16 protein-coding genes are annotated in these 15184 nt (G+C 59.5%); 11 read left to right on the top strand and 5 right to left on the bottom strand.

Going from position 1 to position 15184, the window contains the following annotated elements; all coding sequences use genetic code 11:
* Positions 1-114: 114 nt before the first annotated feature.
* Positions 115-2553: a Lon protease family protein gene (locus ACM6I7_RS26495; protein ID WP_027612829.1), complete on the top strand. Its 2439-nt coding sequence runs from the start codon at positions 115-117 to the stop codon at positions 2551-2553.
* 264 nt (positions 2554-2817) lie between these two features.
* Positions 2818-3147, top strand: coding sequence for a hypothetical protein (locus ACM6I7_RS26490; RefSeq protein ID WP_007963794.1), 330 nt, complete (start codon positions 2818-2820; stop codon positions 3145-3147).
* 6 nt (positions 3148-3153) lie between these two features.
* On the opposite strand, the gene ACM6I7_RS26485 is transcribed toward ACM6I7_RS26490, so the two are convergent.
* Positions 3154-4986 carry a hypothetical protein gene (locus ACM6I7_RS26485; RefSeq protein ID WP_414889555.1) on the bottom strand — a complete coding sequence of 611 codons (1833 nt, stop codon included), beginning with the start codon at positions 4984-4986 and terminating at the stop codon, positions 3154-3156.
* Positions 4987-5160: 174 nt separating this feature from the next.
* On the opposite strand from ACM6I7_RS26485, the gene ACM6I7_RS26480 reads away from it, so the two are divergent.
* The 3 genes from ACM6I7_RS26480 (at position 5161) to ACM6I7_RS26470 (ending at position 6829) form a co-directional block, all read left to right on the top strand.
* On the top strand, positions 5161-5649 hold the full coding sequence (locus tag ACM6I7_RS26480) for a TIGR00645 family protein (RefSeq protein WP_007963798.1): 489 nt from the start codon (positions 5161-5163) through the stop codon (positions 5647-5649).
* 135 nt (positions 5650-5784) lie between these two features.
* Positions 5785-6090 (top strand): DUF6482 family protein, encoded by a 306-nt coding sequence (locus tag ACM6I7_RS26475; RefSeq protein WP_027612827.1) that lies wholly within the window; start codon positions 5785-5787, stop codon positions 6088-6090.
* A 121-nt stretch (positions 6091-6211) separates the two neighbouring features.
* On the top strand, positions 6212-6829 hold the full coding sequence (locus tag ACM6I7_RS26470) for an FKBP-type peptidyl-prolyl cis-trans isomerase (RefSeq protein WP_003228367.1): 618 nt from the start codon (positions 6212-6214) through the stop codon (positions 6827-6829).
* A 136-nt stretch (positions 6830-6965) separates the two neighbouring features.
* Here the strand turns inward: ACM6I7_RS26470 and ACM6I7_RS26465 are convergent, their stop codons facing one another.
* The 3 genes from ACM6I7_RS26465 to ACM6I7_RS26455 all read right to left on the bottom strand — a co-directional run bounded on the left by ACM6I7_RS26465 (position 6966) and on the right by ACM6I7_RS26455 (position 8862).
* On the bottom strand, positions 6966-7223 hold the full coding sequence (locus tag ACM6I7_RS26465) for a hypothetical protein (protein WP_003228365.1): 258 nt from the start codon (positions 7221-7223) through the stop codon (positions 6966-6968).
* A gap of 204 nt (positions 7224-7427) precedes the next feature.
* Positions 7428-7769, bottom strand: coding sequence for a zinc ribbon domain-containing protein YjdM (locus ACM6I7_RS26460; RefSeq protein WP_003228364.1), 342 nt, complete (start codon positions 7767-7769; stop codon positions 7428-7430).
* A gap of 124 nt (positions 7770-7893) precedes the next feature.
* Entirely contained in the window at positions 7894-8862 is a 969-nt protein-coding gene (locus tag ACM6I7_RS26455) for a polyprenyl synthetase family protein (protein ID WP_003228362.1), read from the bottom strand.
* Between the two features lie 241 nt (positions 8863-9103).
* Here ACM6I7_RS26455 and rplU point away from each other — a divergent pair, with 241 nt between their 5' ends.
* The 5 genes from rplU (at position 9104) to ACM6I7_RS26430 (ending at position 12862) form a co-directional block, all read left to right on the top strand.
* Positions 9104-9415 carry a 50S ribosomal protein L21 gene (rplU, locus tag ACM6I7_RS26450; protein ID WP_003228361.1) on the top strand — a complete coding sequence of 104 codons (312 nt, stop codon included), beginning with the start codon at positions 9104-9106 and terminating at the stop codon, positions 9413-9415.
* Positions 9416-9450: 35 nt separating this feature from the next.
* Positions 9451-9708 (top strand): 50S ribosomal protein L27, encoded by a 258-nt coding sequence (gene rpmA / locus ACM6I7_RS26445; protein WP_003228360.1) that lies wholly within the window; start codon positions 9451-9453, stop codon positions 9706-9708.
* A 194-nt stretch (positions 9709-9902) separates the two neighbouring features.
* Positions 9903-11126, top strand: a complete 1224-nt coding sequence (gene cgtA / locus ACM6I7_RS26440) for an Obg family GTPase CgtA (protein ID WP_097089258.1) — start codon at positions 9903-9905, stop codon at positions 11124-11126.
* 137 nt (positions 11127-11263) lie between these two features.
* The gene (gene proB, locus ACM6I7_RS26435) at positions 11264-12382 is read left to right on the top strand and encodes a glutamate 5-kinase (RefSeq protein ID WP_027612826.1); all 1119 of its coding nucleotides are present in this window, start codon (positions 11264-11266) and stop codon (positions 12380-12382) included.
* Between the two features lie 12 nt (positions 12383-12394).
* Entirely contained in the window at positions 12395-12862 is a 468-nt protein-coding gene (locus ACM6I7_RS26430; protein WP_003228353.1) for a CreA family protein, read from the top strand.
* A gap of 182 nt (positions 12863-13044) precedes the next feature.
* Here the strand turns inward: ACM6I7_RS26430 and rpsT are convergent, their stop codons facing one another.
* Positions 13045-13317, bottom strand: a complete 273-nt coding sequence (gene rpsT, locus ACM6I7_RS26425) for a 30S ribosomal protein S20 (RefSeq protein ID WP_003228351.1) — start codon at positions 13315-13317, stop codon at positions 13045-13047.
* Positions 13318-13569: 252 nt separating this feature from the next.
* Between rpsT and murJ the strand changes: the two genes are divergently transcribed.
* Positions 13570-15108: a murein biosynthesis integral membrane protein MurJ gene (gene murJ, locus ACM6I7_RS26420; RefSeq protein ID WP_027612825.1), complete on the top strand. Its 1539-nt coding sequence runs from the start codon at positions 13570-13572 to the stop codon at positions 15106-15108.
* Positions 15109-15184: the final 76 nt, after the last annotated feature.

Raw genomic sequence — 15184 nt, 5'->3', positions numbered from 1 at the left:
GCGGGGCAGGGTCACCCGGTTGTCTATGCTTTGTCGTGTGGCGCGCCTTGCCAGTGGGGCACGGGCAGCGCCAGAATGCCGCTATCCGCCCCGCCTGATTGTTAAGGAAGCCCGATGCCTGATCCTGTTGCTGCCAGCCTGCGTATAGCGCCCGAAGCGCTGACTCGTCCGTTTTCCGCTGAACAGTTCAGCTTCACTACCACCAATGATCTGGAGCCCTTTCGCGGTGTGCTCGGCCAGGAACGTGCGGTCGAAGCCTTGCAGTTCGGTGTGGCGATGCCACGCCCCGGCTATAACGTCTTTGTCATGGGCGAGCCCGGCACTGGCCGCTTTTCGTTCGTCAAACGCTACCTGAAGGCCGAAGGCAAGCGCCTGCAGACCCCGGCGGACTGGGTCTACGTCAATAATTTCGATGAACCGCGCGAGCCCCGCGCGCTGGAATTGCCTTCTGGCACTGCGGCTTCGTTCATCGGTGACATCAACGGCCTGATCGATAACCTGCTGGCAACCTTTCCGGCCGTGTTCGAACACCCGTCCTACCAGCAGAAGAAAAGCGCCATCGACCGCGCCTTCAACCAGCGCTACGACAAGGCCCTCGATATCATCGAGCGGCTGGCGCTGGAGAAGGACGTCGCCCTGTACCGCGACAGCAGCAATATCGCCTTCACGCCGATGCTTGAAGGCAAGGCGCTGGATGAAGCGGAATTCGCCCAATTGCCGGAAGCCGAGCGCGAACGGTTTCACGAAGACATCTCCGGCCTCGAAGAGCGTCTGAACGAAGAACTCGCCAGCCTGCCGCAGTGGAAGCGTGAGTCGAACAATCAACTGCGTCAGCTCAACGAGGAAACCATCACCCTGGCCTTGCAGCCGTTGCTCTCGCCGTTGTCCGAGAAGTACGCGGAGAACGCTGCGGTCTGCGGTTACCTGCAAGCGATGCAGGTGTACTTGCTGAAAACCGTGGTCGAGCAACTGGTCGACGACAGCAAGACCGACGCCGTGGCGCGCAAGCTGCTGGAAGAGCAATACGCGCCGAGCCTGGTGGTCGGGCATCCGGCCAGCGGCGGGGCGCCGGTGGTGTTCGAGCCGCACCCGACTTACGAAAACCTGTTCGGGCGCATCGAGTACACCACCGATCAGGGCGCGCTTTACACCACTTACCGGCAGTTGCGCCCAGGTGCTTTGCATCGCGCCAACGGCGGCTTCCTGATCCTTGAAGCGGAAAAAATGCTCAGCGAGCCGTTCGTGTGGGACGCGCTGAAACGCGCCCTGCAATCGCGCAAGCTGAAAATGGAATCGCCGCTGGGCGAGATGGGCCGTTTCGCCACGGTGACCCTCAACCCGCAACACATTCCGTTGCAGGTCAAAGTCATCATCATCGGCGCGCGGCAGTTGTATTACACGTTGCAGGACCTCGATCCGGACTTCCAGGAGATGTTCCGCGTGCTGGTCGACTTCGACGAAGACATCCCGATGGTCGACGAAAGCCTGGAGCAATTTGCCCAGTTGCTGAAAACCCGCACTTCGGAAGAAGGCATGGCGCCGCTGACCGCCGATGCGGTGGCGCGTCTGGCGACCTACAGTGCACGGCTGGCCGAGCATCAGGGGCGTTTGTCGGCGCGGATCGGCGATCTGTTCCAACTGGTCAGCGAGGCGGACTTCATCCGTCATCTGGCCGGCGATGAAATGACCGATGCCGGGCACATCGAGCGTGCGCTGAAAGCCAAGGCCACTCGCACCGGTCGGGTCTCGGCGCGGATTCTCGACGACATGCTCGCCGGGATCATCCTGATTGACACCGACGGCGCCGCGGTCGGCAAGTGCAACGGGCTGACCGTGCTCGAAGTGGGTGATTCGGCGTTCGGTGTGCCGGCGCGGATTTCCGCCACGGTGTACCCGGGCGGCAGCGGTATCGTCGACATCGAGCGCGAGGTCAACCTGGGTCAGCCGATCCACTCCAAGGGCGTGATGATCCTCACCGGGTATCTGGGCAGCCGTTACGCCCAGGAGTTCCCGCTGGCGATTTCCGCGAGCATTGCGCTGGAGCAATCCTACGGTTACGTCGATGGCGACAGTGCGTCGCTGGGCGAGGCCTGCACGCTGATTTCGGCGCTGTCGAAGACGCCGCTCAAGCAGTGCTTTGCGATCACCGGTTCGATCAACCAGTTCGGTGAAGTGCAGGCGGTCGGCGGGGTCAACGAGAAAATCGAGGGCTTCTTCCGTCTCTGCGAAGCACGTGGGTTGACCGGCGAGCAGGGCGCGATCATTCCGCAGGCCAACGTCGCCACGCTGATGCTCGACGAGAAGGTGCTGGCGGCGGTGCGCGCCGGGCAGTTCCACGTGTACGCGGTGCGTCAGGCTGACGAAGCGCTGAGCCTGTTGGTCGGCGAGCCGGCCGGTGAGCCGGATGCTGACGGTCAGTTCCCTGAAGGCAGCGTCAACGCGCGCGTGGTCGAGCGTCTGCGGGTGATTGCCGAGATGATCAGTGAAGACGACCTCAAAGAGGCGGAAAAGGAACTGGCGCAGGAGGCACTAGCCGAAGCCAAACCAGCCTGACCGCAAACGCGGTAAAAACTGTGGGAGGGGGCTTGCTCCCTCCCACAGTTGTTTTTCCAGATTGATTTTTGCGCTGATCTTCGGGAAAAGTGCCACTACTCTGACGTCAGAATTCACACAATGACCATTCGGCGCCTTCTGGTTCTATCCAGCTTGCGCAGCGGACTTTTCTTCTATTCTCTGCTCAAGGACATCGACAGTATCACTGGATCGAAACAGCCTTCGCGTGAAGGCTGAATACAGGCTTTACCGAGGGTCGCCGCCATGTCGCGCAACCTCTGCCTCACCCGTCAGTGCCTGGGTCTCGTGACCCGCATCGAATGCGCCATCAAACCGTTGGCCGGCGATAACGGCATGTGGACCTTGCTCTTCGCTGCCGGCATGGCCGGCGAACAACCCTCCGCCATCAAGGCCCAGGGCCCGTTTCACGGGCCAGTCGCCGCCGAGTCGATTCTCGACACTATTGTGGAAAGCCTGACGATGCACGGCTACGAGCTGGCCGACGATCCGCAGATCTGGAGCCTGCACCTGCAGGCACAGTTGCGCCAGATCAATGGCGGGCGTGGGCGTACGGTCGGCGTGTTCGACCACTAGGCGCAATCATGGCGCGGTGTCGGACTGCTGCGCCTTGTCGAGTTTGACCTCAAAGCCGTATTGCACGGTGTTGAGCTCGGTCCGCTGATAGGTCTCCACGTGCGTTGGACGACCATAGAAGTAATGCACGCCGAACAGCGCCGGGCCATCCGCACTCGCGTCATGACTGACTGAGAGAATCTGTTTCAGGTAGTTGCCGCTGTCGTCCTTGACGAAGAATCGCCAGGCGTTGGCCGGAAACAGTTTCAGGTCCACCACCAACGTGTTGTTCTTGATCTCCAGGCCTTTGGGCAGGGATTTGGCGTCGTAGGCTTTTTTCTCCACGCTGGCGAGAAACAGCGGCATAGACCCCACGGCAATCGCCGGGGTTTCCGGGAACAGGTTCAAATCGTAAGTAATGGTCGCTTGCAGCGGATCGACCTGATACGCCTCGGGCGGCAGTTCGATGGGCTCGTCGAGTTTGCCGCTGCGTTTCTCGGTGAAGAACGTCACGGGACTCTCGCCGGGGCTGAAATCATCACCGAGCAATTCATCGTTGAAGGTTCGCCGGTGAGAGAACTCGATGCGTGCAGCGCTCGGATCCTCCACGGACTGATGGATGCGGATACCGGCCTTCAACGCTTCCCCGGTCAGGCTAGCGCCCTTGAGCCAGTTCGGCGCCAGATCGTCATAGACGACCACCGCCGGGTCCAGCGGTTGGATGGCTTTTTCGGTGGTGTGCTGGCTGAAAGTGCGCACTGGCAGATCCAGCGCCTTGCGGGTCACGGTCGCCGAGGAGAAATCGAGCACGCTGACTTCCAGAGTGTCGATAGGGCCGTTGAAGTAGACCTTGTTGTAGCGGCGCGGATGCTGCTGCTCGAAGGTCTGCTGTTCGTCCTCGAGCTGTTTTTCCAACGCCTCGCTCCAGGTTTTCTGCTGTTGCAGATGCGCCAGTTGTTTCTCGTAGAAAGCGACTTGTGCCGGGCTCTCATTGATTGAGCCGGCGCGCACCAGGTATTGCCCGTTGGTGTCACGGGCCTGAACGATGACTGGATTGAGCTGCGCACCCTCGACCTCAGGGGCCAGTGGCAGGCTGTTGCTGAATTCGACTTCGGCGTAGTTCTTTTCAAGCTTCAGCAGGGTGACGCTGAGGTTGTCATCGGTGCGGGTCTGGCCGACGTCCTTCTGGCTCAGGTTGAAGCTGAACAGGCGGCGCGGCGCGATGACTTCGACTTTGCCTTGCAGGCTCACCGGTTGTGGCTGGCTCTTCTTGTCCACGTCCAGCCCTTCGATGAACGGGTAGGTCACGGTCAGGTCATCGGGGTTGTTGACGTTGGAGCTGGACGGGCTCAACTGAATGCCGGGATCGGTTTCCGACCACTCCGGCTGATAGGCGATCACGCGCTTGTTGCTCAGGGTCACCGACTGCCATTCCACGCCGTGCGGGAATAGAAAGCCGCCGGGAATGTTCAGGTTGAACGGGAATACCGGTTGCAGGTCGGTAAGGTAATCGGAGCTGGCGTCCTTGTGCAGCACGAACAGGCCGTTGATAAAGGTATCGACCAGCGCCTGCGGCGAAGGGTAGTGCTTGAGGATGCCGAGGGTGTCTTCGCCGTAGACGGTTTTCAGCGGGGTGCTGTCGAGCTTGAGCTGCGCGCGTTCGAGCAGCAGCAGCGAACCACCGAGCTCGGTCACGGCGTCCTTGAGTTTCGGGTCGGTAATGGCGTCCAGTGAGTGTTCGAAGGTTGCCGTCTTCGCGTCGAGGCTGACCGAGGGCTTTTTCTCATCGCCGGGTGAGCAGCCACCCAGCAGCAGAACGAGGCAAACTCCGGCAGTCGTCAACGGTAATCGCACATGCATTTCCAGTCGTCCTGTCCACTTTCGCTAGGCGGTCAATGGTTTGGACAGTAGCAGAAAAAAATTCACACACACACGCAGGTTGCGGTGATGGGAGGTGCGAGCCGGGCGGTTTCTGGCGGTCACGGGCGGCTGGTATACTCGCCGCCGATTTCAATCCTTATTGTGTGAGAGTCAATGGAACGCTTTATCGAAAATGCAATGTACGCCACGCGCTGGCTGCTGGCGCCGATCTATATCGGGCTGTCCCTCGGGCTGCTGGCGCTGGCATTGAAATTCTTCCAGGAAGTGTTTCATGTCATTCCCAACGTGTTTTCCATGGCCGAATCGGATCTGATCCTGGTGCTGCTGTCGCTGATCGACATGGCGCTGGTGGGCGGCTTGCTGGTGATGGTGATGATTTCCGGCTACGAGAACTTCGTGTCCGAGCTGAACATCGACGAAGGCAAAGAGAAGCTCAGCTGGCTGGGCACCATGGACTCCTCGTCGCTGAAGATGAAAGTGGCGGCGTCGATCGTGGCGATTTCCTCGATCCACCTGCTGCGGATCTTCATGGATGCCAAGAACGTCGATCCCGAGCACCTGATGTGGTACGTGATCATCCACATGACCTTCGTGATTTCGGCGTTCGCGATGGGTTATCTGGACAAGCTCACCAAGCACTGATCATTGGCTGATCGCTGCAAAAACACCGCCCGTCTGTTGCGAAACAGACGGGCGGTGTCGTTTGTGGCTTGTGCTTTGGTGCGCGCGGGCATATCCCTGTAAGGGTCCTGGCTCGCCATCGCACGAGGTGCGTTCATGAACCTGCAAGAGTTGAATGCGTTTGCCATCGCCAGAAAGGTCGATGAGCTGAACCTGATCTCCATGGAGGGCGGGATTTATCTGCTCGAAGCGCGGATGCACGGGGCGGCGTATCCGCTGAGTGATCTCAAGGGCGAGATGCTGCAGCTGCGTTCGGTGGAGCATGCACGGGATCTTTTGCATAACTTTCCGGTGCTGCCGTTCAACCTTGTGCACACCTCGGTGCACGACGAAATGTGCGGCCTGGGCGGCAGCGTCGATGAAAGCCTGAAAGTGCCACTGGCCTGGCGTTCGGCCCTATAGGCCTTGCGCCCCATCGCCGGGCATCTGTGCTAGTCTGCTCGCCCTTTTGGTTCCGGGCGCGCCGGGACGCGCTGTGCACGCACGGCAAGTCTGATGGCCGTCCGCACAGCGGAGCAGTGTCATGTCCGAAGTAAATCTGTCCACCGACGAAACCCGCGTCAGCTACGGTATTGGCCGTCAGCTGGGTGACCAGCTGCGCGACAACCCGCCACCGGGTGTCAGCCTGGACGCCATCCTGGCCGGTCTGACCGACGCATTCGCCGGCAAGCCAAGCCGTGTCGATCAGGAAGCCATGTCCGCCAGCTTCAAGGTTATCCGCGAGATCATGCAAGCCGAAGCCGCCGCCAAAGCTGAAGCGGCTGCCGGTGAAGGCCGTGCTTTCCTGGCTGAAAACGCCAAGAAAGAAGGCATCACTACTCTGGCTTCCGGTCTGCAATTCGAAGTGCTGACCCAGGGCGAAGGCGCCAAGCCGTCCCGTGAAGACACCGTGCGTACTCACTACCACGGCATGCTGATCGACGGCACTGTGTTCGACAGCTCCTACGATCGTGGCCAGCCAGCAGAATTCCCGGTTGGCGGCGTGATTGCTGGCTGGACCGAAGCTCTGCAACTGATGAATGCCGGCAGCAAATGGCGCTTGTACGTGCCGAGCGAACTGGCTTACGGCGCTCAAGGCGTCGGCAGCATCCCGCCGCACAGCGTTCTGGTATTCGACGTCGAGCTGCTGGACGTTCTGTAATGCCTGGCCTGTCCCGGTGACAGGTCAATAATGTGGGAGCGGGCTTGCTCGCGAAGGCGTCCTTTCAGGCAATCATCCGTTGCCTGACACAGCGCTTTCGCCAGCAGGCTGGCTCCCACAGTTTTTTCCGCGCTACTCATATTTCGATCTTGTGATGCAGCTCATTGGTCGGGCGCAAGGCCCGGGCATAGCAGAACAGGAACAGATTGCGCACCAGCTCCTTGAGCACCAGCGGTTCGCTGGAATTCAGGCTGCTGACGTCCAGATCACCCTGATCCTGCAGCTCATGTAGGGCTTCTTCTTCCAGTACCGCACAGACTTCGCCGGTTTCCCGATGCAGGATCCTGAGGTACGGGTGTGGGCGGTCCAGCCAGGCATCGATCAAATAAGTCATGGGTCTCATCTCCTTGAAAGGTTTCAATGAGAATAATTCTTATTCGTCAAATAGCAAGTGCCTATTGGCGGAATGCGATTTTTTCCGGGTAAAGATTGCGTAAGGTCAAAACGGCTGGCGTCTGGCTATTACGCGAGAATGCGGGGGCTGGCGGGGAGGGTGACGCACCATCCCGCGGCGGGCGCGGGATGGATGACAGCAGGATCAGACCTTTCTGACGAACTCGGACTTGAGCTTCATCGGGCCGATGCCATCGATTTTGCAGTCGATGTCGTGGTCGCCGTCGCACAGGCGGATGTTCTTGACCTTGGTGCCGACCTTGACCACCAGCGAGGTGCCCTTGACCTTCAGGTCCTTGATCACGGTGATGGTGTCGCCGTCCTGCAGCACGTTGCCGACCGAATCTTTCTTCACGGCATCATCGGATGCCACTTCGGCTTCGCCGTTGGCCGACCACTCGTGGGCGCACTCAGGGCAGATCAGTTGGGCACCGTCTTCGTAGGTGTATTCGGAATTGCATTTCGGGCAGGGTGGCAACGTGCTCACTAAGGCTCCTTGGGATGTGGATCGCTAAAAGTCGCACATTGTATAAGGTTTTAGCGCGTAGAGGGCAGGCAACAAAAAGCCGCAGGCTTCGGCGGAAGGCTGCGGCTCTTTGATTGCGCGGTGATCAGTGCGTGCGGGCGACCGCAAATTCGCTCAATTCCACCAGTGCATCGCGGTATTCGCTGGCCGGCAGCGCGTCGAGGCACTTGATCGCACGGGCCACGTAGTCGCGGGCCAGTTGCGCGGTGTACTCCAGCGAACCCGAGGCTTCCACGGCGATGCGGATGCTTTCGAGGTCTTCGATCCCGCCTTTCTGGATCGCCTGACGTACCAGAGCAGCTTGCTCCGGCGTACCTTCGCGCATGGTGTAGATCAGCGGCAGGGTCGGCTTGCCTTCGGCCAGATCGTCACCGACGTTCTTGCCCAGAGTCTCGGCATCGCCCTTGTAGTCCAGCAGGTCGTCGACCAGCTGGAACGCCACGCCGAGGTGATCACCGAAGGTGCGCAGGGCTTCGCTCTGCTCGGCGGTGGCACCGGCCAGTGCGGCGGCGCTGTGGGTCGAGGCTTCGAAAAGCATCGCGGTCTTGCCGCGGATGACTTCCATGTAGGTTTCTTCGGTGGTGCTGGCGTCGCGTACCTTGGACAGTTGCAACACTTCGCCTTCGGCGATGATGCGCGTGGCCTGGGACAGGATCTTCATCACCGGCATCGAGCCCAGCTCGACCATCATTTCGAACGAGCGCGAGTACAGGAAGTCGCCTACCAGCACGCTCGGGGCGTTGCCCCACATGGCGTTGGCGGTCGAGCGGCCACGGCGCATGCCGGACATGTCGACCACGTCGTCATGCAGCAGGGTCGCGGTGTGCAGGAATTCGATGGTGGCGGCCAGCAGGCGCATGTCGTCGCCTTCGCGACCCAGGGCCTTGCCGCACAGCAGCACCAATAAAGGACGCAGGCGTTTGCCGCCGGCCGAGGTGATGTAATCGCCGATTTTCGATACCAGCGGCACTCGGGAAGTCAGCTGCTTCTTGATGATGCCGTCGACGGCGTTAAAATCGTCCGCCACCGCGCGGTAGAAAGCTTGGGGTTGCATCAGCGACAGTTGCTCCAGAAGGGTTGCGCGGCATGCTAGGACCCACACCGGGGCCTGTCAAGGCGCGATGGACGGCCACTTGCGTGACTCTCGCGGCTTGCGTACAATCGCGCACCCTGAACTTCCTGGGCAGCACCTGCCTTACGCAATTGCACTTGGGCCGTTCCAGCCCCATGCAGCCATGCCAGCCAATACCTCTTCTTATAAAGAGCTGGGTGAGCAGGATTATCGGAGAAATACCATGTACGCAGTAATCGTTACCGGCGGTAAGCAATACAAGGTCGCTGAAGGTGAATACCTGAAGATCGAAAAACTGGAAGTCGCTACTGGCGAATCCGTGACTTTTGACCGCGTTCTGCTGGTCGCCAATGGCGACGACGTGAACATCGGCGCACCTGTTGTTGCTGGCGCAACCGTCAAGGCTGAAGTGATCTCCCAAGGTCGTCACGATAAAGTCCGCATCATCAAGTTCCGTCGCCGTAAGCACCACATGAAGCGTATGGGCCACCGCCAGTGGTTCACCGAGATCAAAATCACCGGTATTCAGGCTTAATTACAGCCTAATTCCTCACTAGGAGAATTGAACTCATGGCACACAAAAAAGCTGGTGGTAGTACCCGTAACGGTCGCGACTCAGAAGCCAAACGCCTTGGCGTGAAGATGTATGGCGGCCAGGTCATCAAGGCCGGCAACATCATCGTGCGTCAGCGCGGCACCCAATTCCACGCTGGCTACGGCGTTGGCATGGGTAAGGATCACACCCTCTTCGCGAAAATCGAAGGCGTGATCAAGTTTGAAGTAAAAGGCGCCTTCGGTCGTCGTTACGTGAGCGTTGTCGCGGCTTAATCGCGAGATCGCTGGAAGAGCCCTGTCTTGCGACGGGGCTTTTTCGTTTGTGGGGTGAGTCTCTTGCAAAACTGTTTGTATGGGCTGTCGGCGTGCGATGCAGGTCGTGTTTTGGGGTCGCTGCGCTCATTTTTGCAAGAGTCTTATGTCTTGATTGTTTTTCGGCTCGTCCGTATGGCGAGAGGCGTTGAGTTATGAAGTTTGTAGACGAAGTATCGATCCGCGTAAAAGCTGGCGACGGCGGCAATGGCTGCATGAGTTTCCGTCGGGAAAAATTCATTGAAAACGGCGGCCCGAACGGCGGTGACGGCGGTGACGGCGGTTCCATCTACATGATGGCCGACGAAAACCTCAACACCCTGGTCGACTACCGTTACACCCGGCACTTCGATGCCGAGCGTGGCTCCAACGGCGGCAGCACCGATTGCACCGGCAAGAAGGGTGAAGACCTGATCCTGCGCGTGCCGGTCGGTACCACCGTGATCGACTCGGCCACCCAGGAAGTAATTGGCGACCTGACCAAGGCCGGCCAGAAGCTGATGGTGGTGCAGGGCGGTTGGCACGGTCTGGGCAATACCCGTTTCAAATCCAGTACCAACCGTGCGCCGCGCCAGACCACTCCGGGTAAGCCGGGTGAGCAGCGTGACCTGAAACTGGAAATGAAAGTGCTGGCTGACGTCGGTCTGCTGGGCTTGCCGAACGCCGGTAAAAGTACCTTTATCCGTTCGGTGTCGGCGGCCAAGCCGAAAGTCGCCGACTACCCGTTCACCACGCTGGTGCCGAACCTGGGTGTGGTCAGCGTTGATCGCTGGAAAAGCTTCGTCATCGCCGACATTCCGGGGCTGATCGAAGGTGCGTCCGACGGTGCCGGACTTGGCATTCGCTTCCTCAAGCATTTGGCGCGTACGCGTCTGTTGCTGCACCTTGTCGACATGGCGCCGCTGGATGACACCAGCGCACCGGACGCGGCTGAAGTGATCGTCAACGAGCTGGTCAAATTCAGTCCGTCGCTGGCCGAGCGTGATCGCTGGCTGGTGCTGAACAAGTGCGACCAGATTCTCGAGGAAGAGCACGAAGAGCGCGTCAAGGAAATCGTTGATCGCCTGCAGTGGGAGGGTCCGGTCTACGTGATCTCGGCCATCGCCAAAGAAGGCACCGAGCGCCTGACGCGCGACATCATGCGTTATCTGGAAGATCGTGCCGATCGCCTGGCTAACGACCCGGTGTACAAGGAAGAGCTTGCCGATCTCGATCAGCGCATCGAAGACGAAGCCCGTGCACAGTTGCAGGCGCTGGATGACAAGCGTGCTCTGCGTCGCAGCGGCGTGAAGTCGGTCCACGACATCGGCGACGATGACTGGGACGAAGAAGATGTGGATGATGAAGACGGTCCGGAAATCATTTACGTGCGCGACTGATTCGTTGCAGTAAACTTAAGCGCCGCTCAATCGAGCGGCGTTTTAGTATCTGGAAATCGATCGTTGGTCACCAATAGCCACGATTAACGTCACGGGCAGCGCTGGGTCGCGCTGTCCTCAAGCTAAGGTTGAAGATGATGCGGAGCAAAGTGACAGGTGCGCAGCGTTGGGTCGTGAAGATCGGCAGCGCTTTGCTGACAGCTGATGGCAAAGGGCTGGATCGTGCGGCAATGAGTGTATGGGTCGAGCAGATGGTCGCCCTGCATGAGGCGGGTGTCGAGTTGGTGCTGGTGTCCTCCGGGGCAGTGGCTGCCGGCATGAGCCGCCTGGGCTGGACCGCACGACCCAGTGCGATGCACGAGCTCCAGGCCGCTGCTGCAATCGGCCAGATGGGCTTGGTGCAGGCCTGGGAGTCGAGCTTTGCCGAGCATGGCCGGCACACCGCGCAGATTCTCCTGACTCACGATGACCTGTCCGACCGCAAGCGCTACCTCAACGCCCGCAGCACCCTGCGTGCGCTGGTCGAGCTGAAAGTCATCCCGGTGATCAACGAAAACGACACCGTGGTCACCGACGAAATCCGTTTCGGCGACAACGATACGCTGGCGGCGCTGGTGGCCAATCTGGTCGAGGCTGATCTGCTGGTGATCCTCACCGATCGCGACGGCATGTTCGACGCCGATCCGCGCAACAATCCTGATGCGCAACTGATTTACGAAGCGCGCGCCGATGATCCGACCCTGGATGCGGTGGCGGGCGGCACCGGTGGCGCACTGGGGCGCGGTGGTATGCAGACCAAGCTGCGTGCGGCGCGGCTGGCGGCGCGCTCCGGGGCGCACACGATCATCGTTGGTGGGCGTCTGGAGCGAGTACTCGATCGCCTGAAGGCTGGCGAGCGCATCGGTACGCTGCTGTCGCCTGAGCGCGGCATGCTGGCGGCGCGCAAGCAGTGGCTGGCCGGGCATCTGCAGACTCGCGGCACGCTGGTGCTGGACGAAGGCGCGGTGTCGGCGTTGTCGCAGGGCAACAAGAGTCTGTTGCCGGTCGGCGTCAAATTGGTCCAGGGCAGCTTCCGGCGTGGCGAGATGGTGGTCTGCGTGGCGCCGGACGGTCGTGAGATTGCCCGTGGCCTGGCCAACTACAGTGCGCTTGAGGCGCAAAAAATCATTGGTCAGTCGTCAGATGCAATTGTCGGCGTGCTGGGCTACATGGCTGAGCCGGAACTGGTTCACCGTGACAACCTGATTCTGGTCTAAGGGAAAATACGCATGCGCATGGCTAAAGGATTGTTGGGTCTGCTGATGGCGCTGCCATTGCTGGCCTCGGCCGAGGAAATCGGTCAGGTGTCGACGGTGTTCAAGTTCGTCGGCCCGAATGACCGGATCGTGGTCGAGGCTTTCGATGATCCGAAGGTCGACGGTGTGACCTGCTACCTGTCTCGCGCCAAGACGGGAGGGGTGAAGGGTGGTCTGGGTCTGGCCGAGGATCGCGCCGAGGCGTCGATCGCCTGTCGTCAGGTCGGTCCGATCAAGTTCAAGGGCGAACTGAAGGATGGTGATGAGGTGTTCAAGGAGCGCACATCGCTGGTGTTCAAGACCATGCAGGTGGTGCGTTTCCTCGACAAGAAGCGCAATACGCTGGTGTACCTGGTTTACAGCGATCGCGTGATCGAAGGCAGCCCGCAGAATGCGGTAACCGCGATTCCGATCGTGCCGTGGGTACCCGTCCAGCAGTAACAACGCAAATCCGAATGTGGGAGCGGGCTTGCTCGCGAAGAGGTCGTGTCAGTTGCTAGAGATGTCGGCTGACAGATTGCATTCGCGAGCAAGCCCGCTCCCACTTTTTTGAGTGCGGGATTCACCAAATCGCAGGCAATAAAAAACCGACCCTAAGGTCGGTTTTTTAATGACTACGTCGATTAAGCAGCTTCTTTCAGTGCCTTGACGTGGCCATTCAGACGGCTCTTATGACGAGCAGCCTTGTTCTTGTGGATGATGCCTTTATCGGCCATACGGTCGATAACTGGCACAGCCAGAACGTATGCAGCTTGAGCTTTTTCAGCGTCTTTTGCGTCGATGGCCTTAACTACATTCTTGATGTAGGTACGAACCATGGAACGCAGGCTGGCGTTGTGGCTGCGACGCTTCTCAGCCTGTTTTGCACGTTTTTTGGCGGAAGGTGAGTTGGCCACCGTCGAGCTCCTCGAAAGACTTTTTAGGAAATAGCAAACAAAATAGGCCGCGAATCATGCCGATGAAGAGAAGTCTTGTCAAGGGCGCTTGAAACGTTCCGCTAAGTGGTAGGTGTAAAGAGGCGGGATATTTATTTCCGGCGCTTGACCTGTAAACTCGCGAGCTTTGGCTCTGTGCTGTTGCGGCGCAGAGTATCGCACAAGTAGGCGCATTGTTCGCCTGCTGTTTATCGACAGGCACACATTCCCTCAATGAATCTGCTCAAATCGTTGGCCGCCGTCAGCTCTATCACCATGCTTTCCCGGGTTCTCGGGTTCGTCCGTGACACGCTCATCGCTCGCACGTTCGGCGCCGGAATGGCCACGGACGCCTTCTTCATTGCCTTCAAATTGCCCAACCTGCTGCGGCGAATCTTCGCCGAGGGCGCGTTCTCGCAGGCCTTCGTACCGATTCTGGCGGAATACAAAAGTCAGCAGGGTGAAGAGGCGACCCGTACCTTTATTGCTTATGTCTCGGGCCTGCTGACGCTGGTGCTGGCGCTGGTCACCGCGTTGGGCATGATCGCCGCGCCGTGGGTGATCTGGGCCACGGCGCCGGGTTTTGCCGACACGCCGGAAAAATTCCAGCTCACCTCCGACCTGTTGCGGGTGACGTTCCCTTATATATTGCTGATCTCCCTGTCCTCGCTGGCCGGGGCGATCCTCAATACCTGGAACCGCTTTTCGGTGCCGGCCTTCGTGCCGACCCTGCTCAACGTCAGCATGATCGTGTTTTCGCTGTTCCTCACGCCGTATTTCGATCCGCCGGTGATGGCCCTCGGCTGGGCGGTACTGGTCGGTGGTCTGGCGCAGTTGCTCTATCAACTGCCGCACCTGAAAAAGATCGGCATGCTGGTGCTGCCGCGCCTGAATCTGCGCGATAGCGGCGTCTGGCGAGTGATGAAGCAAATGCTGCCGGCGATCATCGGTGTTTCGGTCAGCCAGATTTCGCTGATCATCAACACCATTTTTGCCTCGTTTCTGGTCGCCGGCTCGGTGTCGTGGATGTATTACGCCGACCGTTTGATGGAATTGCCGTCCGGTGTGCTCGGCGTAGCGTTGGGCACCATTTTGCTGCCGACGCTGGCCAAGACTTATGCGAGCAAGGATCGCCACGAATATTCGCGGATCCTCGACTGGGGGCTGCGCCTGTGCTTCGTGCTGGTGTTGCCGTGTGCACTGGCTCTGGGAATTCTCGCCGAGCCACTGACCGTCTCATTGTTCCAGTACGGTCAATTCAGCGCGTTTGATGCGTCCATGACCCAGCGTGCGCTGATTGCCTATTCTGTCGGTCTGCTGGGAATTATCGTGATCAAAGTGCTGGCGCCGGGCTTTTACGCGCAACAGAACATCCGCACCCCGGTAAAAATCGCAATCTTCACACTGGTGTGCACACAGCTGTTCAACCTGATGCTGATCGGCCCGCTGGCTCACGCCGGGCTGGCGCTGGCGATCAGTGCCGGTGCCTGTCTGAATGCCGGGCTGTTGTTCTATCAACTGCGCAAGCAAAAGATGTATCAGCCCCAACCGGGCTGGTACATGTTCGGCTTCAAGCTGGTAGTGGCGGTAGCGGTGATGTCGGCGGTATTGCTGCTGGGCATGCATTTCATGCCGGCCTGGGATCAGGGGCACATGCTGGAGCGCTTCCTGCGTCTGGGGGCATTGGTAGTTGCCGGTGTGGTGGCGTATTTCGGTATGTTGCTGCTGCTCGGTTTCCGTCTGCGCGACTTCAATCGCAAGGCTTTGAGCTGAGGTTTCAGCCTTTATAACCGGGCACGGGCCGGCAGTTTTGTCGGCTCGATCACTTTGCGTTACGGTGTTGCCTGTC

The organism is Pseudomonas sp. IT-93MI4 (genome assembly GCF_949767635.1).
GTDB lineage: Bacteria > Pseudomonadota > Gammaproteobacteria > Pseudomonadales > Pseudomonadaceae > Aquipseudomonas > Aquipseudomonas putida_A.
This window is presented reverse-complemented; position numbering and strand designations above follow the sequence as displayed.